Raw genomic sequence first — 23,958 nt, forward strand, 5'->3', positions numbered from 1 at the left:
TTTCCACCCATTAGGGGAGGTTTTTGGCATGCTGGGTTTAGAATATTTTTCGTTTGCAGCAAAATGGAGTCCGCTGTTTCTTGCATTCATGTTAATCGTAACAGCAGGTTACTTCTTAATTACGGGTCCGCTTAGTAATCGATTTAAGGGGAGTGAGCCTGTATCCGCTGGCAGAAAGACACTCTTTGTTTTTGGAATGTTAACGATGTATATGGCTCAGGGTGGTCCGATAAATCTATTGGGTCATACGATGTTCTCATTTCACATGGTGAGTATGGCGATGTCTTATTTAATGGCGACACCGCTATTGATCCTAGGCATTCCGGTATGGTTATGGCGTGAGATCGATCGGAAGAATCCGTTTAAGAAGCTTGCTTTTCTGACGCGTCCGATTGTGGCTGCAGTCGTATTTAACGGCTTATTTTCGTTCTACCATATCCCTGTTATCCATGACTTTGTCATGTTGAACTTTTGGGTTCACCGTTTGTACTATTTATTACTGTTTATTACATCGATCACAATGTGGTGGGCGATTATACAGCCAATCCCTGAGAAGGACAAGACTTCGGGCCTGATGAAGATGGGATTTATCTTCTTAAACATGGTTCTTCTGACTCCAGCATGTGCATTGATTATCTTCTCAAGTGAACCGATGTATGCAACTTACAGTGATCCTAACACATGGGCTAAAGCAATGGGGTATTGTGTGCCAGGAGATCCCTCCATCTTGCTGGAACAGTTCGGTGGACCTTCCTTTTTTGGATATTTGGAGCCAGGGATTGACCAGCGGGTCGGCGGAATCATCATGAAGTTTTTCCAAGAGATCATCTTTGCATCTATGCTGGCTTATGTATTCTTCCATTGGTATAAGCGTGAAAATAAAGAGGATGATCCAATGCCAACGGAGTTGCCAGTTAGTCGTATCAATCAAGTGTAATTTTTAAGGAGGATGTTCATGGATTTATTCTTTCTGTTTCCTACCATCAGCACCACATTTATCGTAATTAGTGCTGTGCTTGTAGCAATTGGATGGAGACTAATCATCAAAGGCAAGAGAGATGAACACAAGAAGGTGATGATCTGGGCTGCCATTGCAGCGATTATCTTCTTTATCATTTACTCATCAAGAACAGTGTTCATTGGAAATACAGCGTGGGGTGGACCGGATAACTTGAAACCATATTATCAGGTATTCCTCATCTTTCATATTACGCTGGCTACGGTTGCTGCCGTATTTGGGATCACGACACTTGTTCTTGGGTTCAAGGAGAAGTACTCGAAGCACCGTAAATGGGGACGTGTAACCGCGACGATCTGGTTCTTTACTGCGATTACCGGAGTTGCCGTGTATACATTGTTATACCTATTGTACCCAGGCGGTCATACGCAGCCGGTATGGAAAGTTATTTTTGGAATGTAGCATTAAAGGCTAGAGAACATAGGAGAGGCTCTTCCTTCTGTAGAGAATTCTACAGCTGGACGGCCTCCTTTTTTATGCGCAAATTTGGAATAATTAGGGTTGACAACGATAAAACAGGACTATATACTGTGTATAAAGATATACACAGTAAGCACAGATAAGCACACCTATATACACACCGAATGAAAGGGTGAACCGTGTTGCAGACCGTCAGCCAAGCGATGAAGATCATATCTAAAGATTTAAGGAACGACAAACTGCAAATCGTGTGGACCATTATATTTATGCTTTATATGGCAACGGTATTAAGTTTTTTTGTGAACAGTATGTTTCAAGAGCCTGAGTTTGTAAATCCTTTTGCGGACTTTTTGATGCTTGTATTCATTCCAATGCTTGGATTTATCTTCTCACGTAGATCATTTAAATACTTAACTGAAGATTCATACACACAGATGCTGTTCTATTATCGAAGTATTCCAGTGCCTACAGGGGCCGTTATTATGAGCAGAGCGCTTATGGGGTTAGGTGCTTTTATCGTGAATGGAACTATTTTTTTCGGAGTTACTTACGCGATTGCATCTGATCTAAGGGCCAACATGAGTCTGGCAAGTTATGTGGCTTTTGGACTTACATGGATCGGTATTGGAATTTTGATTAATGGGTCTTATGTATACTTCGAATGTATGAAGAATGGAAAATCATATTTCTGGACTAACTTTTTATTTACGCTGGTGTTTGCAATTAGCATTCTAGGATTGTTTTTGGTAGGGTTCCGATTTAGTCTGTTTAACTATCTAATAGACGTATCAGGTAAGTGGAAGCTTCTATCTCCCTATATGTGGGGGTCACTGATCATAGGTATTTCAGGATATGCACTGATGTGTCGTCTGACTTACAAGCGGATTAGGCTTAGAGATCTGTCATGATGAATGATTTAGGAATGCATTGCAAGTCCATGGAATATGTAGACAAGGTGAGGTGAAATAGGTGCGAATCCCGATTCAAATTAACGAGCACAGTGCTGAGCCCCTGTATCACCAGATTGAGACGCAATTAAGATCACTTATTATAAGCGGACAGATCGAGGAGGGGACACTCTTGCCATCGATAAGGGAGTTTGCCAGCGGACTGAATTGCAGTGTCATTACAGTACGTCGGGTATATCAGGATTTGGAAGGCGAAGGATTGCTGAGAACAAGACAAGGTACGGGGACATTTGTTGCCGGAGTAGGCGATCAGACGCGAGAAAGATTTAAGAGAGAAACGATTATCGAGGTTCTAGAAGCTGCTGTCGAAACGGGACTTTCCGTGCATTGCAGTGAAGAAGACTTGAAAGCCATGTTTATGGAGATTGTACAGCGTAAATATCATAAGCAAAAAGGTGGTGAAACTTAGTGGAACCCCAATTGATTGAACTACGTAATGTCACAAAGCGGCGGCGTACTAAAAATATAGGTCCGATAGATCTTTCGATTCCAGAAGGATATATTATTGCGCTAGTAGGACCGAACGGATCGGGAAAGAGTACGATCCTTAACATGTTAATTCAGACCGTGCTCCCAGATGAAGGTGAGATTACTTGGTTTGGCGAAACCAATTCTAATGGCCTTTCGATAGATATCCGTCAACAGATCGGCTTCGTTCCAGAGCAGCTAAGTACCGAAGAGAAGTATATGACAGCCGAAGAAGCAGCGGGCTTCCGATCCAATTGGTATAACAGTTGGGATGGTTATTATTTTGATGAGCTATTATCCAAGTTTGAGGTACCTCGTAGTGTGAAACTGCACAAGATGTCCAAGGGAGAACGACGAAAGTTCGAAATTGCTGCAGCTCTAGCTCCTAGGCCGAAACTTCTACTCTTGGATGAACCGTCATCGGGGCTTGACCCTTTTGCATGGAAGTTAATGATCGATCAGCTCCGAAACTGCATGAAAGACGGAAACACCACTATTGTATTGTCTACTCATGTAGTTGACGAAATCCGTAGGTTAGCTGATTTTATTGTCCTCATGCATCATGGGAAAATGCTCGGTATGGTAGAAAAGGATGGACTGCTAGACAACTGGAAGGAATGCTGGGTAACGGGGGACTCTTTATTGGTAAGTGAACTGCCGGGCATCGTGAGTTTTAAGCAAGAATCAGCAACCACGGTATCTTTTGTCACAACCGAATGTTTGGAAGTGGAGGAGATACTACAATCTGCTGGAATACCATTTATACAGACACGTAGTTTGGAGTTAGATGAAGTTCTAGGCTTGTGGATCAACGGGAATAAACCTGCCGGCGTGCGGGATTAAGAGAGAGGAGATCATACAATGCAACGATTGAAATTAGAAAACGTGGTTAAGGTTTATGCTGACAAAACAGCAGTCAATCAGATTTCACTTCAGGTGGAAGAAGGGGAAATATACGGTCTACTCGGAGCGAATGGCGCGGGGAAAACGACAACGATGCGTATGGTGCTAGGGCTGATCTACCCTGACGAAGGAACCATTCTATACAACGGACAGCAATATAGTAAAGATCTGCGCCGCATCATGGGATATCTTCCAGAGGAGCGTGGATTGTATCCCAAAGTAAAAGTAAGTGAACAAATTTCGTACTTGGCTCAACTGCGTGGGATGTCCGCTAAAGATGCAGATCAGAGTCTTCGTTACTGGCTTGAACGCTTTGAAGTACCGGAATATTACAATAAGAAAATCGAAGAGCTTTCCAAGGGGAACCAGCAGAAGATGGGCTTCATTGCTGCAGTTGTTCACAATCCAGAAATATTGATTCTTGATGAGGCGTTTAGTGGGCTAGATCCCGTGAACGTGGAATTGCTGAAGTCAACAGTGAAAGAGCTTCGTGACAAGGGTACTAGCATTCTATTCTCTACACACCGGATGGAGCATGTTGAGGAGCTGTGCCAGAACATTACGATTTTGCATCGTTCTAACACGGTCGTAAAAGGTAGTCTGAAAGAAATCAAGTCCCGCTACCCGCGTGAGGAAGTGGTGCTAGGTACTTCTAATGAAGTAAATGGGCTGGAAAAACTGCCAGGTGTAACGGGAGTTAACCGCACAGAGGATGGCTATTCTGTTCGAATCAATGATGTGAACGCAGCACAAGCCATTCTGAATACAGCGATGTCACAAAGTGTAATCCACCGGTTTGAAGTGAAGGAACCAACGTTAAACCAAATATTCATTAAGGCGGTAGGTGAATCCAATGAATAGTATGTGGACTGTAATTCGATTTACATTTATGAATAAGGTAAGAACGAAGTCTTTTATTGTCTCGACGCTAATTTTTGCACTTCTTATTACCATCGGTATTAATATTCCATTCTTCATTCAATTGTTTAGTGGTGATAAAGCAGAAGGACCAGCCAAGATTGGTCTTGTGTATGAACAACAACAAACTTTAGCCGAAGATCTGACCCAAGCGATGGGTGGTCTTACAACCAATTTCGAGCTGGTGGAATACGATAAGCTGGATGAAGCTGCCTTGAATAAAGATGTAGCTGATGGAGTTATCGAAGGGTATATTCAATTTCAAGCACAAGAGGGAAGTAAATTCCCGGCTGTAATTTATAGTTCAGAAGATGATGTTATTAGTCCAGAGCTTCAATCTACACTGCAAGCTGCGCTCCAAGGACCTAAGACCCGCAGTGTAGTAGAAGGGTTGACCCTCACAGATGAGCAGATTAAAGAGATTAATACCCCTGTTCAGATTAATGCTCAAAGTGTCAGCGGTTTAGGTACTGGAGAAGAGAACGGTACGCCTGCTGAAAAAGCAGAAGATGAAGCCATCAATTACGTAGTTGTATATGCACTGGTTATTTTGTTCTTCGTCACGCTGATGGGAACAGGAAACATGATTGCGTCGGAGGTTACAACGGAGAAAAGCTCCCGTATTATGGAGATTCTCATTACAAGTGTATCTCCACTAAGTCAAATGTTCGGTAAAGTCATCGGAATGTTCTTACTCGGACTTGCACAGATTGCTGCTTTTGGTGTGGTTGTCGCTGTGAACTTGATGCTTCCGCACAATGTTGATGCATTATCATCCCTGAATTTAGATTTGAATGCTGTTGATCCAATGTTACTCGTATTCGGGCTTATCTTCTACATTTTTGGATATTTCCTGTATGCCGTTATTTACGCAGCTGTTGGTTCCATTGTGAGCCGTACAGAAGATCTTGGTCAAGCGATTATGCCAATTACGATGCTGTCGCTTGCAGCATTCTACATTGCAATCTTCAGTCTCGGTGCACCGAACTCTACGCTGATGAAGGTAGCATCATACATTCCATTCATATCGCCAACGTCGATGATCGTCCGTATCGGTCTTGGGGAACCACCACTGTGGGAAATTCTCGCATCCCTTGCGATTCTGATCGTATCGATCTTACTCTTGGGTTGGTTGTCAGCGAAGATCTACCGCACCGGTGTTCTCATGTACGGTAAGCGTCCTAGCTTGAAAGAGCTTGGTAAAGCGATGAAAGCTTATAAGATGTAGAACATTGTGTGATGTTATGGTTAGATTAGTGAGAAAAGTGTACTAATAATTGAAAATTCAAAATATATGAGAAGTTATAGCAAATACACCAGATGCAATATTGCTCTTAATCAAAATCCCCATGTCTTTTGGGGATTTTTTTATTTTGAAAGTATGTAATTACAAGAAGAAAAAGAGCAAAAGAAAATATTAACTTTTATTTGAATGATAGTCTTAAAATGACAAAATTAGTAGATAAGTATAATTTATTTCGATTTACCATTAGTAAATATTTGGATATAATAGTATTCAAATATAAAAAAAGAAATAAAAAGGAAGTTATATGGGGGGTAATTATGAATACTCTTGAGGAAAAAGTAATGCTGTCATTAGTTAATAATCGTGCGGATGAGTTGCTTGAAATTAATAAGTACAAAATTGAATGGAGCAAGATGGAGGGAATCCTTAACAATCACAAGTTATTACCATATTTTTATCAGGATTATAATCAGTTTGTACCTCATGAACAAAAAGAAAAATTTGAAGATTTATACAACATACATTGTCGTAAAATAAACGAAATTTATCACACCTTGTCGGCCATTTCTGCAATGATCAGTGATGATAACTTAAATGCTGTAATTATAAAAGGTATCGTTTTGTCTAATATGTTACATAACAATCTTTACACTCGTAGTTGTTCGGACATCGACATTTTAATAGATATTAAAGATGTGTCTAAAATGCATACATTACTAATTGAAAAAGGTTATTTTCATGCTTGTGGTAAAAGGTCTGCTTTTGATTTTAGCGATGGATACAGATATCTTAACGTACCGATGAGGAAAGATTATGACCACCATGAATACTTTGAATACTATTACTATTACGAAAAGGATAAATATATAAAAATTGAATTACAAGTTAGTATTCACAAATCAATAATTCTTCCCGAGCTAATCAGTGAATTCATGAGTAATACCGAAGAAGTGACAGTTAAGGACCTTACTGTTGTGACTTTAAATAAGAATTACACTTTATTGTACTTACTTGAGAGTGCTTACAATGATGCGGAATGGTTTCATAGAGGACCTCGGTTAAATAAATACCTAGATATTTATTTGTTAACCAAGAGCATAGAAGTTAATTGGGATGAGATATTGAATTTATCTTATAAATATTCAATTACACTTTCAATACAAAGCGCCTTAAAAGCTATGAATGAAATTTTCGAAGATTTCATATCTGAAGATATTATTAGTAAGTTTAGTTCATCTAACAATATGCTTCAAATCAACTGGGAGATCGGAATAAAAGAACGCCTCTTTGAAGAGAATCAATTAAGACAAAATAGGCTGTTGAGGAATTTAAAACAAATTTGCTATAGCGAGAGTAACATCAATTGGGGCAGTCCATTACATGTTCAGGATAGGCCGTGTTTAATGGTGTCAGATGCTAAATATAATTTTAATAACAAATGTTATATAGATGGATCCGCGGAAGATACCCTTACTTTTATATTACAAATAGACCCTTTAATGATGAGTAATGTGGAAGATTACCAATTGGTTCTGAATTTTATCGATCCCACACTTGATTCCAATGAATTTTACTCAGTAAATGTAGAAATTTCATTTGAGTCTGGATATTACATACAAGTGGAGGAGCAGGGAAATGTTGAACATAAATATGACCTGGTGATTAAGAATAATACAATTGAAATTAAAATACCAAAAAAATCGATTTTAACAGTTGAGGGCAAGGCTGCATTTTCGATTATGTTAAAAGAGAAAGTTCATGAAGGTATTTTTCATTGGTTAAGCCCGTACTGGTTTGGAGATAAAAACATTTGGCGTACTGCTACTCTGCTCAAATTATAGTTATGTATAGGGGGATATATGATACAAGTCCAGAATTTACATAAAGAATATAGGCAATCTAAGCGTTATTCAGGTTTTTGGGGGGTATGGAGAACATTAGTAACAAAAGAATATACAAGTATTAATGCGGTGAAGAATATTTCTTTTACTTTAAATCAAGGGGAGTCAGTTGGATATTTAGGTCCAAATGGAGCAGGGAAGTCTACTATGATTAAGATGCTAACAGGTATACTGGTACCAACATCAGGGATTGTTGAAGTTAATGGACTAGATCCTTGTAAACACAGATTAGAAGTAACGAAAAAAATCGGGATTGTCTTTGGACAAAGAAGCCAGTTGTGGTGGGACATACCTGTCAGGGATTCTTTTGAAATACACAAAAAAATATATAAAGTATCTGATAGCCTATACAAAGATACCTTAGACATGTTTATTGAGTTGCTTGATATGGATTTTATTGACAAGCCGGTAAGGCAATTAAGTTTAGGACAAAGAATGAGGGCTGAAATAGGATTAGCTCTTATACATAATCCAGATATTCTTTTCTTGGACGAGCCAACAATTGGCTTAGATGTAATTGCAAAAGATAATGTACGGGGTTTCCTGAAACAGATTAACACAGAGAAGAAGGTATCCATTTTATTAACTTCTCACGACTTAAAGGATATTGAAGAGGTTTGCCCTCGATTGTTAATCGTGAATAAAGGGGAACTGATTTACGATGGTTCAATAAGGAAGTTAAGTTCTTTAGGGACTGAAGGAAAGTATATCACGATTGAGTTTTACAAGGATCCGGGAATTATACATTATGAAAATGTCACTGAGATAGCAAACATGGGTAATAAAAGGACATTTAAATTTAAGAAGGATGTTAATAACATAATTGATTTTATACATAATCTATCTAAGGAACATGTTATTGTTGACTTTTCTCTAAATGATTCTGATATCGAAGACGTAATACGTAACTATTACAATAGTTTGAATTCTTCAAAGAATAATTTGGTGGAGACAGAAAGGGCAAGTTTGGTGAGTATATGATTCGGTACTGGATAATTTCAAAAAAATCATTCAAATCTAATATGATGTATCGATCAGATGTATGGCTGCGTATTATAGGGAATTTTGTTTTCATACTCATACAAACATCAATATGGAAGGCAATATTAGGGGATAGAGTAGTCGAGGGAGTTCAACTTAACGAAATGATAACGTATTCAATATTGAATACAGTGATTTCTATTTTGCTAATGGATAATATTTTAAGAGTCATCGATACAAAACTTAAGACGGGTAATATTGTAAGTGATTTAACTAAACCTATTAAACTACCAGTAGTGTTATTCTTTCAAGAGCTGGGAAATGTAATGTTTCAAATTGTTTTTGTTTTAATACCAACTATTACAATATCTTTACTTTTATATGATATGAGTTTGCCCAACAACTCAATAACTATTTTTTATACACTTCTAAGTTTATTTTTCACACTGATGATTTCTTTTTTAATAGGCTACATAATTTCGCTTATTGCTTTTTGGTTTCTGACAACATTTGCGTTGGAATGGATGATTGGTGCTCTTATTGTGACATTCTCTGGTTCATTTCTTCCTCTATGGTTTTTTCCAGAAAACTGGCGAGTAGTTGCAGAGATACTTCCCTTCCAGTTTTTGAATTTTGTCCCGTCTGCAATATATCTCGAGAAGATCACTGGGACAGGAATAATAAAGGTGCTAGCAGGAGGTATGTTATGGATTCTCATTCTAGGAGGATTAGCAAAATTCTTATGGTATAAGGCAACGCGGAGATTAATAGTCCAAGGAGGCTAACAAATTGCTAGGAACTAAGTTGGGAGTGTAAAAATTTGAATTTAAGCCTATTTCTTCACTTTGTTAAATTGATCATTAAATCCCAAATGGAGTATCGGGCAGACTTCTTATTGGGTGCGTTAGGGCAGGTCATTGGTTATGCCGCTAAATATTTAGTTATTTGGTTATTAATCAGTACGTTTGAGGAGATCAATGGCTGGGGATGGAATGAAATCGCGTTCTTATACAGTTTTAATCTGTTAGCATATGCCTTAGGAGCATCTTTTACATATACACCGATGGGGTCCCTAGAACAATTTATTATTAATGGAAATTTTGACCAATATTTAACCAAACCATTGCCTCCTTTCATATATTATCTGGCACGTTTGTTTAACATTGGGTATGTGGCTCACATATTTATATCATTAGCTATTATGATATGGGCTATTTCACAATCTCATGTAGATTGGTCAGTAATAAAAATAGGTTATCTTGTTTTAGCTATAATAAGTGCTTCCTTTTTACATGGAGCTATTATTACTTTTATTGGAGCAATGTCATTTACGTTTATAAGAGTAAAATATCTATTCAGTATATACAGTAAAATGAGAGAGTTTATTGCTTATCCTATTTCAATATATGGAATTGCCCTTCAATTTATTCTCACCTGGATTGTTCCGTTGGGGATGATTAACTACTATCCAAGCTTAGTCTTATTAGAAAAAAGCGAACAAGGGATATCAGCAGATTTTTATGGCATAATCGCCATTATTTTAGGTCCATTGTGCTTTTACATTTCTTACAAGTTATGGAATAGAAACCTGAAAAGATATGAAGGTGCAGGCGGTTAAAACTAAACTAGAGGAGGCACTTTGATGAGAGGAAAGTTTGTAGTAATGATTGGTATGGATGGAAGTGGAAAGTCGACGGTTTTACAGTCTTTAATAGAACGAGGTTTAAAAGTTGCGGACTGGAAAGATCTCCGTGAATATGAGGAAATTAGTTATTCGGCTCCAGAAGAGCCTCATACAATAAGAAATCGTCTAAAACCACTGAGCAGGTCTTTATTTGTTGCAAGTCATATTGTTGCAGAATACGAGTATCTTATTGAACCAATCATTAATAAGGGAATATCAATTGTATTGGATTCTTATTACTACAGATCATTGGCTAAAGAGGCCATTTACGGGAAGAATGATCCCATATTTCATACAATCTGCACATCATTGCCACAACCAGACTATATCATTGATTTAAAAGTGGACCCGGAAATTGCCTTTGAAAGAAAAGTAAAGGCTAGAGCAGGAACTTTAGGAGTAAGTGAGTTTTTTAATGAACCAACGTTGAGTGATTTTATTAATTTTCAAAAAAGAGTGAGAGATTTGATTAGTATCTACACTAATAGAATTCCAATCATGGAGATTGATTCAAGTAAAAAACGTGAAGAAGTGCTAAGAGAGGTTATGAGCTGCTTGGGGGGAATTGGTTTTTCAGAGAGCTTAATTGCTACTTAATCATAATCATATACATAATGTTGACTATTGAAAGGAGGAGTGCTGTGGAAATTTAATATTATCTTTAATAACTTAAAACTAATATTAGGGAGTGTTTTAATTTATGATATGGGATGAATTTATAAGTAGGCTTGAGAATGAAATAGACTGGGATAATACAACATTGGAGGAATGTCAAAAGCTTGAAGTAATTCTGAAAGAATTTTCTCGTTTTCCTGAACAATTAGAATTGAGATGTAATGAGATTATCCATAATGATGAATTGTTTGAAGCATATAAAAGACATATGGAATATCCTCGTATTACAATGGACAAGTTTATACTGCATATGGACAAGGATGACAGATTTAGAGTTAGGTTACATAGAATAAAGGCAAAGAAGCTCAATGGAGATACAGTGGCCAAAGTACATAGTCATAAATGGGTATACTCAACAATAATATTAAAAGGATCATATTTAGAGAATACATGGGATGTTATATCCACGGATGATTTAACAGAAGAGGCTGAGTTAAAGTACACAGGAAGTAAAGTGCTTAAGGTAGGAGATACCAATTCCGGGCTTGTTAATGTTGCACATCAAACTTTAAATGAAAGTGATGATGAGCATTGTATCTCTTTATTTGTTAGAGGTAGATCTTTAGAGGATGCAGCGAAAATATATAATTTGGAAAACAACACCTTTTATTACACTTATAGTCCAGATGAATTTGTGAAGATGGGACTGGGTTATATCGGGAAATTAAACGCTGAATTTCATGGATAAATCAAATGATTAATTTCGAGGGTCAACCGATAATGGTTGGCCCTTTGAGTCAATAAAACTATACATATAAATTTAAAGAGGAGCAAAGAATTGAGAAAATTCAAGGATGTAATTCATGGGACTATTAATATTTTCGATGAGGATATATATGGTTTGATACTAACAAAACCCTTTCAGAGATTAAAGCAGCTGAAACAACAAGGGAACACATTTTATAAACTGAACGGAGCAGTACACGATCGTTACTATCACTCTCTTGGAGTATACGAGAATATGAGGAAGCTCATTAAAAACTTGAAGAGTAATGACGCGATCGATATCACTTTATATGAAGAAAAAGCTGCTCTAGTTTCAGCATTATTACATGATCTTGGTCATGGCCCCTTCTCTCATTGTTTCGAAAACATAACAGGAATATATCATGAAAAATGGTCCTTAAAAATCGTAGAAGAATGTAGCGATATTAAAAATATTCTTCAGAGAACGCCAGGTCTGATTGATGATGTTCTGTCAATAATTGCTCGTACTGATTCTAAGCCATTGATTCAAGAATTATTATTTTCCCAAATTGGTGTTGATAAATTGGACTATCATCTCAGGGATTTGTATTATTCAGGGATTAATTGCGAATCTTACAATCTAAATAAATTAATTAATGGACTTCGAACACATAATGATTTATTGGTTATTACGCCGGAAATAATTCAGGAAGTCGAAAAATTAGTAACGATAAAAAGGAGACTATTTGAAGAAGGTTTCGGTCATCCTGACGTAATGGGGAAAGATGTTCTATTAAAACTCCTATTTAATAGAGCAAACGTTTTATTTAGTCAAAATAAACTAGTTAGGATATCAGCTCCCTTGCTTCCACTGATTGAGGGGGGAATGTGGCCTATCAATGATTATCTGAGCTTAACAGATCAGACTATCGTTGATCTAGTTGAAGAATGGAAGGAAAATGATGACAGCCTTCTTTCGAATTTATGTAAGAAATATTTGCTACAAGATTCTATCGGAATATCTTGGATCGAGCTGAATGAGTGGCGAAAAAATACAGTTTATACAATTACAGAAGTAGTCACTCAGGAGTTAAAGTATGGATTCTATGAAGGGGGGATCAAGGTTCTTCAATCAAATGAATTGGCAGATATAGAGGAATTGTCCAACATAGTAAGAAAATATAAACATGAAGAAGTGAAAAGTTATTTGTATTATTTACAGTAGTGCATGTACTTGTATCCGTTACCTTTTTTAATGATTTTTTGAAATTCGTGGTGAACCATAATAAATCATAGATTAATAATATTGTTGGGTGGAATACATTAGAATAAAATACTAAGTGGTATACTATATACTAGCCAAACATGAAGTCTTATAAGTAAATCGCATCCGTCTGATGAAGTTTTTGTAATTGATTTTTAGTGATTTGGAATTAATTATAAAAAGTGAGAATGGCGATAGTTAGATTAGGTACCGTTGAAATAAAACAAGATCCTGGAGGGATTTTGCTTGTTAAAAAAGTGTTTTCTCATCTTTAAGTGGTGGATTGTTGCTTATATCGTTTTAGGATTTTTTCTGCAGTTTTGTAATACCTACGGAATAATGGTTTTTCAAAAAATACTAGATAAGGTATTGGTGGTCAATCAGCTTGAAGAACTTATGCAACTGCTTATTCTTTACGGGGTATTGCTTGGTGCCTCCACGATAATCAGTTATGTTGTTGAGTATCCCCAAGTGTACTTATCGAATAGTATTTTAGAGCGTCTTAAAGTCATGGCATTAGGCAAAGTCTCAAAAATTGATTACCGCTCCTATCAAAATATAGGTACTGGAGAAATGATCAAGGTAATTGATAATGGAGCCTCTGCAGGGATGAACATGATTTATTCCTTCTATTTGAGGATATTTCATGAGTTATTGCCAACGATCATTTTCAGTTTATTATTTATCAGTTTTTACAATATCAAGATCATGTTCGTTATTGCTTTTGGCTATCTTGTTATTTTTGTGCTTACCAATATACTGTTGAAATTCTTATACAATATCAAATCATCCTTACTAGTCAGCCAAGAGAAGATGTCAAAGTATTCCATAAGAGGCTTCATGGAGCTTGTCGTCTTTCGAGTGAACAAAAGATATGAAAAAGAAATCAATCGCCTGAATATGACGGCAAATGATATTGTTAAGAAAAGTGCTCAAATCAGAATGATTCATGAATCATTCTTTGCTATCTTCGCTCTTTTGGTGAACATCATTAAAATTATTGTGTTGATTGTCGGCGTGAATAATATTTTAGCAGGAAATGCTTCGATTGGTATGATCGTGGCACTGATTATGTTTATTGATAAAGTATATATGCCAGTTGCGATTTTCAATGTCATCTATGTCGATTACAAATTGAATAAAGTGACCTACAACAGATTTGAAGAATTCTTAAACTCACCTGAAGATAAAAACTTAGAGTCTGGAGAGGAATTAAAAAGTTTCTCTGGTGCAGTTAAATTCGAAGATGTGACATTTAGTTATGGAGATACCAATTTCCTCAATCATATTTCTTTTTCAATAGACAAGGGTAGTTCTGTAGCGATAGTAGGGTTAAGTGGAAGCGGGAAGTCGACGATTGTTAAATTAATGTTAGGGCTTTTGAAGAAGTCATCTGGGAAAATATTGATTGATAATCATGACATTGATAATGTTAAACTTAACAGCTTTTACGATCATATTTCATATATCTCTCAAGAAGCGCCGATATTTGACACTTCCATACGCAGCAACATTATTTTTGATGAGAAGATACCTGATGATGAAATATATGAAATAATGGATAAAGTTCATCTTAAAGATAAAATCCTGAGCTTCCCAGAAAAGCTTGATACATTAGTTGGCGAAAAAGGAATGAAGTTATCGGGTGGCGAAAGACAAAGATTAGCATTTGGTAGAATCATTGCACAGAGAAGAAATTTAATAATCCTTGATGAGCCAGTATCTGCGCTTGATAATATAACGGAAAAAAGTATTATGGATACGATTTTAACGCTTTATAAGGAGAAGACAGTAGTCATTATTGCGCATAGACTTGGTTTTGTGAAGAATGTAGATAAGATTCTACTTGTCAGAGATGGAATGATTGTTGGAGAAGGCAACTTTGATCACCTCTATAACAACAATAGTTATTTCCAAGAACTATGGAATAAAGATTCCAAGAACGAAGACGATAGTGAGTTGTTATCGAGGGTTTAATGTTATGCATTTGAAACTCTATTATGGGAAGATGAAGGAGAGTCTAATATGAAACATTGGAAAAGATCACTCTTATCGCTCATCATTTCTGCAGGCATGCTCGTATCAGCAGCTCCTGCATGGGCTGCTCCACAACAGATGGCATTGAAAGTGAATAATCAAAACGTTGAGTTTACGATGAATGTACCAATCGTTGATCAAGGTACTACCATGGTCCCTTTGAGAACAACGCTTGAGGCAATGAATGTCAAGCTGACGGGTGTGCAGGATGGAAACATCTCGGTTGTTATTAACGGCAAGAAGATTACGTTAAAGAGTAAGACCAAACAGATTAATGGCGTAACCTATGCACCGATTAGAATCGTTGGTGAAGCTGCTGGCTACGAAGTGCGCTGGGACCAGAAGTCCCGCACAGTGCTCCTGCTATCGAAATCAGTTAAGGAAGGCGCACGTGGCTTCATGTGGGAAGTGAAGAATAACGGGAATACCGTTTATCTTGTCGGATCGATTCATATTGCTGACGATAGCTTTTACCCTCTGCGTTCTGCCTTTGAAGAAGCTTTTGCGGAAGCGGATTATCTCGGAGTTGAGATTGACATCAGCAAAGCGGCAGACAAAGAGCAGCAGCAACTGATTATGAATAAGGGGACGTATCAGGATGGTACGACACTGAAGGATCATGTTTCCAAAGATACATATGCGAAATTAGGAGAAATTCTTAAACAATACGAGATGCAGCCTAATGCCTTGGACGCGTTTAAGCCATGGGTAGTTGAGACGACCATTAGTAGTCTGAAGTCGATGGCAGCTGGCTACAAAGCCGAAGCCGGTATCGATTTATATTTCATCCAGAAAGCGATTGAACGCAAATTGCCGGTCCTTGAGCTGGAGTCCTATCAATCCCAACTGAGCATGTTCGATGGCTTCTCCAAGGAGCTTCAAGAGAAGAATCTGAAATCTACATTGGATAATTTCGACACGCTGGATGACAGCGTAGGGCAATTGACGGATATGTGGAAATCAGGGAATGATCAACTGTTGCTCGAGTTCACAAACAGCATGGCCGTTGACCCAGAGTATAATAAAGCGATGCTGATTGACCGGAATCTAGGCATGGCTGATAAAATCGATGGTTATCTGAAGAGCGATAAGAAAGCAGAGTATTTTATCGTAGTTGGCGCAGGCCACTATCTGGGTGAACATGGAGTTATCAAATTGCTGGAGGACAAAGGGTATGCCGTCGTACGTAAATAGAGGAGAGTACAACCTTTATTAAGATAGATTTAAAAACCTTGATGACCAGACAACAATGGGTTATCAAGGTTTTTTTGTGGGGAAATATTGAACGCGCGTTATTACTAATCAATCGCTCAGAGATAAAGAGACAGCATCTCTTTTGTTCAAAAAGCACTAAAGCGGGTACTTACATTTAGTTGGTAAAGAGATTTATGATCTAAATTGGAGCAAGAAAGGTGACGAGGATGCGAAATTCAAAATTTTTAACAGGCATTATTTCGATAGCTGCTGTCTTTACACTATCTGCATGTGCAGAAAACGGTGATCATACACATACTCCTAATGAAGACTCGACAAATATTGAAATGAATGAAGGACATGGATCACATGATGGTATGAACCATTCTGGATCAGGGGAAGTGCCGAAGGATTTAGCTGTTGCTGAGAATCCAACCTATCCGGTGGATAGCCAGGCGATTATTCAGACAGATCACATGAAGGGGATGCAGGGAGCCGTTGGGATTATTACAGGTGCTTATACCACAACGGTATATAGCGTATCTTATACACCTACTACGGGTGGTGAACAGGTAAAGGATCATAAATGGGTCATTCATGAAGAGATTGACAAGCATGGAGAAGAACCTTTTAAAGAAGGAGACGAGGTTACTTTAAGAGCAGACCATATGGAAGGGATGGATGGCGCTACCGCGGTCATCGATTCTGCTGAGGCAACAACTGTTTACATGGTGAATTACAAGGATACGGAATCTGGTGAGGAAGTTACGAATCATAAATGGGTGACAGAAGCGGAGCTATCACCTGTTGAATAAGAGGGAGACACCTGAACTCATTAAGCATCTAAGTATCTAAGTATCGTACTTTTGTACAAGAGAGCTTGTATAAGAGATCAGGTGAACGTGTCTACAACTCCATAGCTTTCCATACATTCAAGGCGGCCCCGGTAACGACGGCGGCCTCTTTGAGTTGTCCTTTAGAGAATTGTGGGGTGTACTTGGGGTAGTAGTAGGCATTTTTCATAGCAATATCCGTAGCTGTCTCGAAATACATCTGACTAGAATTGATCAATGCTCCGCCCAGAATAACCTTCTCTGGATGAAAAATATTAATCAAGTTAGCTAGTCCAATGCCGAAATAAGTGGCAGATTGGCTGAATAGTTCCTGCGCGTAGGAATCACCCGAACGCTGAGCCTGCAGCAGTAGATCGAAGTTGATCTGCTCTGGCGGGACTTCTTTATGTTGAAGCAGAGGGAATCTACCCATCTTCGCTTGTGTCTGTGCTTGCTTCTCCAATGCTTCTATGGAGGCATAGGCTTCGAGGGCCCCGTAATTGCCAGAGTTGTTTAACCTTGGTCCATCCGTCTGAATAATCATTTGTCCAATGGAGCCTTCCATATCCATGGTTCCATGGACGATTCTTCCGTGTGACATCATCGCAGAACGCAAGCTGACTCCGGCATGAACATATAGTGCATGCTGAATATTCTCATGGCGAAGCGCCCATTGTTCGCCCATTAATGCAGCATTAGCGCCATTCTCAAGGCGAGTTTGCCATCCTGTTTCTTTCTGAAATAAATCACAAATCTGAATATGAGACCAACCCTTAGCTGGGAAATACAAAGGATCGAGAATAGTACCAGCCGAACGATCCAAGGGACCTACAGCTCCAATTCCAAGGCCGAGTACTCTCTCAGGTGCAATGCCATGATCTCTAAGAAACATTCGAATTTGACGAATGGTGTATTCGAAGAAACGCTCAGGGGTCATTGCTTCATCCATACGCCAGTGAATGAGTGACTTCGGGTTCAGATGCATATCAAACAGCCCAAGCGATGAATGAATCCTCGATACTTCGAGTCCGAAAATATATCCGTAGTCAGCATTAATTTGATACAAGATAGGTCGTCGTCCACCTCGGGATGGGCCTAAATCAGCAGCTTGAATCAAACCTTCCTCGATCATTTCCTCAAGCATACGGGTTAGAGTACTGCTGGTGAGATTCGTATATGCTAGCAGGTCAGCTTTTGCTGCCGTTCCCTTTTCAGCGATGAAAGAATAAATGAGTTTTTTAGACGATGGAATGTTTTCATTCTGCATTCGATTCTCCTGATTCTCCTTGAATTGAATTTGCGAATTGTTATCCTGATTATAGCGGATGAATAGTGCTTTTTCCACGGCTTACTTAATACCATATTAGTATAAAGTGCGATGAGTATAACAGTTAGTTATGTGAAATAGAATTTACATCATTTGTTTGATAGCCTTTTTTATCCATTTATTATATTTTGAGATCTGATTTTACTAAAGTTTATTCCAAAATGAAATAAAGGTGGTACAATGGAGTTAACGAATGAAAGGAGGTGGAGATTGATGAGTATGACGCGTGATAAATGGAGCATGGTTTTGCAGCTGTTTGCGACCTTTTTTCGGATCGGTCCTTCAACTTTTGGTGGCGGCTATGCGATGATTCCAGTCATCGAGAGGGAAATCCTAGAGAAGAAACAATGGATTGATGAGAAGGAAATGGCGGACATGGTTTCACTGTCAGGATCGGCACCAGGAGGTGTAGGGGTGAACGCAGCCGCATTTGTTGGATATCGAAAAGCTGGATTAGCTGGCGCTGTAGCAGCCGTTGCAGGAATTACGCTTCCGACATTTTTGATCGTAATAGCACTAAGCGTCTTCTACCTCCTCTTCCATGATAATCCTAAGGTCGAAGCGGCTTTGCAAGGGGTGCAAGGAGCAGTTATTGCCTTGATCCTTATGGCTGCTTATCGGATGGCGAAACAAGCGGTGTTTGATGTGGCAACAACTTTCATGGCGGTTAGTGTCGTCTTAATTTTGCTGCTGGTCCCAATCAGCCCGATATATATGATTGTGTTCGGCTTACTAGCGGGTATTGTGTTGGTTAAAGGAAAGGAATGGATCGGACTTAAAGTACGCACGGAGAAAGAGCATAAGTCTGTATCCAACCAAGAGTCGATCTATCCGGAATACTACATTTAATGGACTTATTGGAAAGAAGGAGAGTTATGCTCTGGGAATTATTTATTACCTTTTTAAAAATCGGCTTCGTTTCTTTTGGCGGGGGATATGCGGTCATTCCATTGATTCAATATGAGGTCTCTGGTAACGGATGGTTAACCATGACAGAGTTCCAAGAGGCAGTCTCACTTGCGGGTATGGCACCGGGACCTATCGCCACGAATAGTGCCACGCTGATTGGCTACAAAGCTGCTGGACCGCTTGGAGCGATCATGTCGACCTTGGGGATGGTACTTCCATCTCTAATTATTATCATCGGACTAGCGGCGCTTTTTTTTCGCGTGCAAAATAACAAATGGGTTAAATCGTCTTTTTATGGGCTAAGGCCTATTGTAACGGGGCTTATTGTCTATGCAGCTATTCACTTTGGTTTTTTGGGAAAACAGGAATCCGTTATTTCCTGGGTGAGTATCGGTACTCTCCTGATCTGTGGGGTTAGTATATTCCTCTTGTTAAAATATAAATTTCATCCATTTATGCTTATTCTTGCGGCAGGGGCCGCAGGCATCGTATTATTTTAATAGATTGAATTTATTTCGTTACTTTCAAAAGTTATGAGAGAATTCAGTGTACTATAACGATCCTTGGAGGCATTCAAGTGAACAAACCAACATCCTGCTGTGCAGGTACCAGAGAACAAGTCACATTGCAAAAATCGGGGAACACGCAGCAAGATGCAACGGTGGTTGAAGATGTGAGCAAGCCGAGTTTAGATCACATGGTAACGATTCCTGGCGGGTCTTTTTCGATGGGAACAGATACGAAGGAAGGATTTCCAGCGGATGGTGAGGGACCTGTTCGTCAGGTTGAACTGGATTCTTTTCAGATTTCTCCGTATGCGGTTACAAATGCAGATTTTAAGCTTTTCGTGGATGCCACGGGATATATAACAGAAGCAGAACAATTTGGCTGGTCCTATGTCTTTCATCTGCTAGCTTCAGAACAGATCAAAGAATCGGTTGCGAATGTGCCTCAGGAAGTGCCTTGGTGGCTCGTAGTAGAGGGGGCTTACTGGCGTACGCCAGAAGGTCCGGATTCTCATATTTTGGACCGGATGAATCATCCTGTTATCCATATATCTTGGAATGATGCAGAGGCTTACTGTAAATGGGCAGAAGTTCGACTTCCAACGGAAGCGGAATGGGAGTATGCAGCTCGAGGAGGGTTAGAGCGGAAGACATATCCTTGGGGAGACCTGCTAAAAATGAATGGCGAGCATCGTTGCAACATTTGGCAAGGGAAGTTCCCAACCCATAACAGTGCCCTTGATGGATATATTGGTACAGCTCCAGTTGATGTCTATGGACCGAATGGATATGGACTATATAATATGTCAGGGAACGTATGGGAGTGGTGCAGTGATTGGTTTAGTCCTGCTTATCACCTTAAGACAGCGGCACATAATCCAGAATATAAGCAGGCAACAGGAAGACGATCCATGCGTGGAGGCTCTTATTTATGTCATAGATCCTATTGTAATCGTTATCGAGTAGCAGCACGAAGCTCGAATACACCAGATAGCTCAACAGGTAATTGTGGGTTCCGAGTGGCTCGGTCGCTGACTCCATAAGCAGTGAGTTTGGATTACAAGATAAGGAGGAGTGCAGTATGATGAGTCTGCATTCCTCTATTTCTATAGGAAATTACATTAATTGTTCTTATTCCTCTCATAGAAATACTTGCAACAAAAAAAATGATATGATAATGTATATGTGTAACCGGTTACACATGGATAAGGAGATATGATCATGGCGACAATTAAAGAGGTAGCAATCACCGCAGGTGTGTCTGTTGCGACAGTTTCAAGAGTACTGAACCAGAACGGATACGTACACGAAGATACTCGCAAGAAAGTAGATGAAGCGATTCGTCAGCTGAATTATACACCGAATGAAGTGGCGCGTTCTTTATATAAGAGAAAGTCGAAGTTAATTGGATTGCTGCTTCCGGACATTACGAATCCATACTTCCCACAGTTAGCTCGGGGTGTGGAAGACCAGATGCAGGAGAACGAATACCGTTTGATCTTCGGGAATAGTGATGAAAGCCTGCAGAAAGAGATGGACTATATCCAGACCTTCGTACAAAACAATGTCGTGGGTGTTATCTCCTCAACGAACGATCCTGATGCTGACATTTACACCGGGTTAAAGATACCGGTTGTATTCTTAGATAGAACCTCGAATGATCGTCCTTCCGTCTACGCCGATGGTCGAGAAGGTGGCGGGATCGCTGCTCGCGAGATTGTACAGCGTGGTAGTAAACGGATCATTGTATTGCAAGGCCCAGCGCATGTGCGCCCCGCTATTGACCGTTTTGAGGGAGCAATTGAGGTTCTGGATAAACAAGGTGTTAACTATAATGTGCTTGAAACGACATCCTTTTCTTTAACCGAAGCCGAAGATTGGGCTCAGGAATTATTCCGTAAGTACCCAGACACGGATGGCATTATAGCGAGTAATGATATGGTTGCATCCGCTGTATTGCAGGAGGCGCATCGGTTAGGGAAAAGGGTGCCGGAAGATGTACAGATTATTGGGTTTGACGATATTCCGTTAAGCAGACTGCTCGCCCCATCCCTATCTACTATTCATCAGCCGGCTTATGAAATGGGGCGCGAAGCAGCGCGATTGCTCATTCAGCTTATTGAAGGCGAGCATGTAGAACGAAACAGTATGAAATTCCCTGTGGAGTTTATAGAACGACAGACAACAAGAAAGGTTGATTAAGAGATGACGAAAATAACGGTAGTAGGCAGTGCTTCGATGGATTTGGTGGTATCTTCAAATAAACGTCCCGTTGCAGGGGAGACCGTGCTTGGTAATAGCTTTAAGACAGTCCCTGGAGGTAAGGGAGCCAATCAAGCTGTTGCTGCAGCTAGACTTGGCGCAGAAGTAACGATGATCGGGTGTGTTGGCGATGATCATCTGGGAAACTCGATTTTGGACAACTTCAAATCAAACGGTGTGATCACAGATTATGTACAACCGATTGCTGGTATGGAGAGTGGCACAGCTCACATCATATTGGCTGAGGGAGATAACAGTATTGTAGTCGTTAAAGCTGCCAATGATTGTGTTACACCGACTTATGTTGATCAAGCAGAAGAGGCTATTAAGGGATCGGATATCGTCATGATCCAGCAAGAAATTCCCGAAGAAACCGTCGTTCATGTCAGCGAAATGTGCGCAAAGTATAATGTTCCGCTTTTGCTGAACCCTGCACCTGCTCGATTCGTACCGCAGTCTGTTGTTGAACAGGCCGCTTATATTACGCCGAATGAACATGAAGCAGCTATTCTATTCGGTGATGAGCCGCTGAGTGATGTATTGCGCCGCTATCCGAATAAGCTGTTAGTAACAGAAGGTAAGAACGGAGTCCGTTATTTTGATGGTACAGAGGAAGTTGTCGTGTCTGGTTATACCGTAAATGCAGTGGATACAACGGGTGCGGGTGATACGTTTAATGGAGCATTCGCAGTGGCATTAGCAGAAGGAAAGAGCCTGAAAGATAGCTTGAAATTTGCGAATCGTGCAGCATCACTGTCGGTTACGAAATTTGGTGCCCAAGGCGGCATGCCAACCCGCAGCGAAGTTGAAAGTAGTCTCTAAGAGATACACATGAATTTTGGGTCACAACTTGAATGAAAACAGCCTGCTTTCCTAGATATTGTCTAGGGAGAGCAGGCTGTTTTATATTGGAAGATGCCGCGCATGCATTGTGATGACTTTAATCTCCCTTGCGTAGATGGGAGGGAGGGCGTCCCTTTAACGATTTATATACTCGATTGAAAGTTCGAATACTTGTGAAGCCGCATTCCATTGCAATGTCTGTAATGCTTAATTCTGTGGATTCCAGTTTGATTTCAGCGAGAGATATACGAACGGTGTTCAAGTATGTCTTAAAGTTGAACCCAAGTGTGGACTTAAAGGTTCGACTGAAATGATGGGGATCCATATTGAAATGCCGGGCAATCGATTCAAGTGTTATTTCTGAGCAGCAGTTGTTTTCTATATAGGACAGGATTTTCTGCATCCGTGCTCTTTGCTCATGAGGCTCCTTATCCTTGGGAAGTGTAGGGATGTATCTTGGAAGGGAGCCACATAGCTGAAGCAGGAGACCCTTAATGACCATGGTATATCCAGTCTGGGTGTCCTTATTCTCTTGAAGAATCGAATACATGAGATCAACTAAATAGGCTGTTTCCGCACTTTGCGACAAGTAAGGAGTAGCGAACTGGAAGTCGCCAGGCCATATACGCAAGGAACCAAGCAATTCCGGTTTGAAGATCAGGATAAGTACCCTTGAATCTTTACCCTTGTCATGTTCAAAGTAATGGATGTCATTGCTACCACATACGACAAACCCACCTTCTCTGACAAGCTGTTTCTCTTCGTTCACTCCGATCCATATTGATCCGGATTCTACATAGATGAGTTCAACTTCCGGATGACAGTGGGAATGGTAGCTGATATTGTTCTGAGAAATGACCGTGAGCGGCAATTCGCTCTCGAAATGCCAATCCTGATAAAAAAACTTCATACTA

The 23,958-nt window shown here is 39.5% G+C and carries 24 protein-coding genes; 22 read left to right on the top strand and 2 right to left on the bottom strand.

Features of this window, described 5'->3' with window-relative positions:
• Positions 1-28: 28 nt before the first annotated feature.
• The 17 genes from ctaG (at position 29) to ACK8P5_RS03800 (ending at position 17,179) form a co-directional block, all read left to right on the top strand.
• Positions 29-937 (top strand): cytochrome c oxidase assembly factor CtaG, encoded by a 909-nt coding sequence (gene ctaG / locus ACK8P5_RS03720; RefSeq protein ID WP_422659645.1) that lies wholly within the window; start codon positions 29-31, stop codon positions 935-937.
• A gap of 18 nt (positions 938-955) precedes the next feature.
• Positions 956-1,420 (top strand): DUF420 domain-containing protein, encoded by a 465-nt coding sequence (locus tag ACK8P5_RS03725; RefSeq protein WP_422659646.1) that lies wholly within the window; start codon positions 956-958, stop codon positions 1,418-1,420.
• Positions 1,421-1,620: 200 nt separating this feature from the next.
• Entirely contained in the window at positions 1,621-2,346 is a 726-nt protein-coding gene (locus ACK8P5_RS03730) for a hypothetical protein (protein ID WP_422659647.1), read from the top strand.
• A gap of 61 nt (positions 2,347-2,407) precedes the next feature.
• Entirely contained in the window at positions 2,408-2,815 is a 408-nt protein-coding gene (locus ACK8P5_RS03735) for a GntR family transcriptional regulator (protein WP_422659648.1), read from the top strand.
• Positions 2,815-3,717: an ABC transporter ATP-binding protein gene (locus tag ACK8P5_RS03740; RefSeq protein WP_422659649.1), complete on the top strand. Its 903-nt coding sequence runs from the start codon at positions 2,815-2,817 to the stop codon at positions 3,715-3,717. Before ACK8P5_RS03735 ends, ACK8P5_RS03740 begins: the two co-directional genes overlap by 1 nt.
• Positions 3,718-3,735: 18 nt before the next feature.
• Entirely contained in the window at positions 3,736-4,638 is a 903-nt protein-coding gene (locus ACK8P5_RS03745) for an ABC transporter ATP-binding protein (protein WP_422659650.1), read from the top strand.
• A complete protein-coding gene (locus ACK8P5_RS03750) occupies positions 4,631-5,923 on the top strand; it encodes an ABC transporter permease (protein WP_422659651.1) in 1,293 nt (430 codons plus the stop codon). Before ACK8P5_RS03745 ends, ACK8P5_RS03750 begins: the two co-directional genes overlap by 8 nt.
• Before the next feature lie 218 nt (positions 5,924-6,141).
• Complete coding sequence (locus tag ACK8P5_RS03755) at positions 6,142-7,782, top strand: nucleotidyltransferase family protein (RefSeq protein WP_422659652.1); 1,641 nt, start codon at positions 6,142-6,144, stop codon at positions 7,780-7,782.
• 18 nt (positions 7,783-7,800) lie between these two features.
• Complete coding sequence (locus tag ACK8P5_RS03760) at positions 7,801-8,823, top strand: ABC transporter ATP-binding protein (protein WP_422659653.1); 1,023 nt, start codon at positions 7,801-7,803, stop codon at positions 8,821-8,823.
• Positions 8,824-8,867: 44 nt separating this feature from the next.
• Positions 8,868-9,608 (top strand): ABC transporter permease, encoded by a 741-nt coding sequence (locus ACK8P5_RS03765; RefSeq protein ID WP_422661364.1) that lies wholly within the window; start codon positions 8,868-8,870, stop codon positions 9,606-9,608.
• Between the two features lie 35 nt (positions 9,609-9,643).
• Complete coding sequence (locus tag ACK8P5_RS03770; RefSeq protein WP_422659654.1) at positions 9,644-10,441, top strand: ABC transporter permease; 798 nt, start codon at positions 9,644-9,646, stop codon at positions 10,439-10,441.
• A gap of 24 nt (positions 10,442-10,465) precedes the next feature.
• The gene (locus tag ACK8P5_RS03775) at positions 10,466-11,104 is read left to right on the top strand and encodes a dTMP kinase (RefSeq protein WP_422659655.1); all 639 of its coding nucleotides are present in this window, start codon (positions 10,466-10,468) and stop codon (positions 11,102-11,104) included.
• Between the two features lie 103 nt (positions 11,105-11,207).
• Positions 11,208-11,870, top strand: a complete 663-nt coding sequence (locus ACK8P5_RS03780) for a hypothetical protein (RefSeq protein ID WP_422659656.1) — start codon at positions 11,208-11,210, stop codon at positions 11,868-11,870.
• Between the two features lie 90 nt (positions 11,871-11,960).
• Positions 11,961-13,094 (top strand): HD domain-containing protein, encoded by a 1,134-nt coding sequence (locus ACK8P5_RS03785; RefSeq protein WP_422659657.1) that lies wholly within the window; start codon positions 11,961-11,963, stop codon positions 13,092-13,094.
• A 285-nt stretch (positions 13,095-13,379) separates the two neighbouring features.
• Positions 13,380-15,110: an ABC transporter ATP-binding protein gene (locus ACK8P5_RS03790; RefSeq protein ID WP_422659658.1), complete on the top strand. Its 1,731-nt coding sequence runs from the start codon at positions 13,380-13,382 to the stop codon at positions 15,108-15,110.
• Positions 15,111-15,158: 48 nt separating this feature from the next.
• A complete protein-coding gene (locus ACK8P5_RS03795) occupies positions 15,159-16,364 on the top strand; it encodes a TraB/GumN family protein (RefSeq protein ID WP_422659659.1) in 1,206 nt (401 codons plus the stop codon).
• A gap of 227 nt (positions 16,365-16,591) precedes the next feature.
• Positions 16,592-17,179: a YdhK family protein gene (locus tag ACK8P5_RS03800; RefSeq protein ID WP_422659660.1), complete on the top strand. Its 588-nt coding sequence runs from the start codon at positions 16,592-16,594 to the stop codon at positions 17,177-17,179.
• 91 nt (positions 17,180-17,270) lie between these two features.
• Here the strand turns inward: ACK8P5_RS03800 and ACK8P5_RS03805 are convergent, their stop codons facing one another.
• Positions 17,271-18,464: an ROK family protein gene (locus ACK8P5_RS03805; protein WP_422659661.1), complete on the bottom strand. Its 1,194-nt coding sequence runs from the start codon at positions 18,462-18,464 to the stop codon at positions 17,271-17,273.
• Positions 18,465-18,737: 273 nt separating this feature from the next.
• Here ACK8P5_RS03805 and ACK8P5_RS03810 point away from each other — a divergent pair, with 273 nt between their 5' ends.
• The 5 genes from ACK8P5_RS03810 to rbsK all read left to right on the top strand — a co-directional run bounded on the left by ACK8P5_RS03810 (position 18,738) and on the right by rbsK (position 23,023).
• Positions 18,738-19,373 carry a chromate transporter gene (locus ACK8P5_RS03810; RefSeq protein WP_422659662.1) on the top strand — a complete coding sequence of 212 codons (636 nt, stop codon included), beginning with the start codon at positions 18,738-18,740 and terminating at the stop codon, positions 19,371-19,373.
• 26 nt (positions 19,374-19,399) lie between these two features.
• A complete protein-coding gene (locus tag ACK8P5_RS03815) occupies positions 19,400-19,933 on the top strand; it encodes a chromate transporter (RefSeq protein WP_422659663.1) in 534 nt (177 codons plus the stop codon).
• Between the two features lie 77 nt (positions 19,934-20,010).
• On the top strand, positions 20,011-20,982 hold the full coding sequence (locus ACK8P5_RS03820; RefSeq protein WP_422659664.1) for a formylglycine-generating enzyme family protein: 972 nt from the start codon (positions 20,011-20,013) through the stop codon (positions 20,980-20,982).
• Positions 20,983-21,160: 178 nt separating this feature from the next.
• Positions 21,161-22,141, top strand: a complete 981-nt coding sequence (locus ACK8P5_RS03825) for a LacI family DNA-binding transcriptional regulator (protein ID WP_422659665.1) — start codon at positions 21,161-21,163, stop codon at positions 22,139-22,141.
• A gap of 3 nt (positions 22,142-22,144) precedes the next feature.
• The gene (gene rbsK / locus ACK8P5_RS03830) at positions 22,145-23,023 is read left to right on the top strand and encodes a ribokinase (protein ID WP_422659666.1); all 879 of its coding nucleotides are present in this window, start codon (positions 22,145-22,147) and stop codon (positions 23,021-23,023) included.
• 118 nt (positions 23,024-23,141) lie between these two features.
• Here the strand turns inward: rbsK and ACK8P5_RS03835 are convergent, their stop codons facing one another.
• Positions 23,142-23,954 carry an AraC family transcriptional regulator gene (locus ACK8P5_RS03835; RefSeq protein ID WP_422659667.1) on the bottom strand — a complete coding sequence of 271 codons (813 nt, stop codon included), beginning with the start codon at positions 23,952-23,954 and terminating at the stop codon, positions 23,142-23,144.
• Positions 23,955-23,958 lie beyond the last annotated feature (4 nt).

It is taken from the genome of Paenibacillus sp. EC2-1, from assembly GCF_049311625.1.
In the GTDB taxonomy this organism is placed as follows: domain Bacteria; phylum Bacillota; class Bacilli; order Paenibacillales; family Paenibacillaceae; genus Paenibacillus_AQ.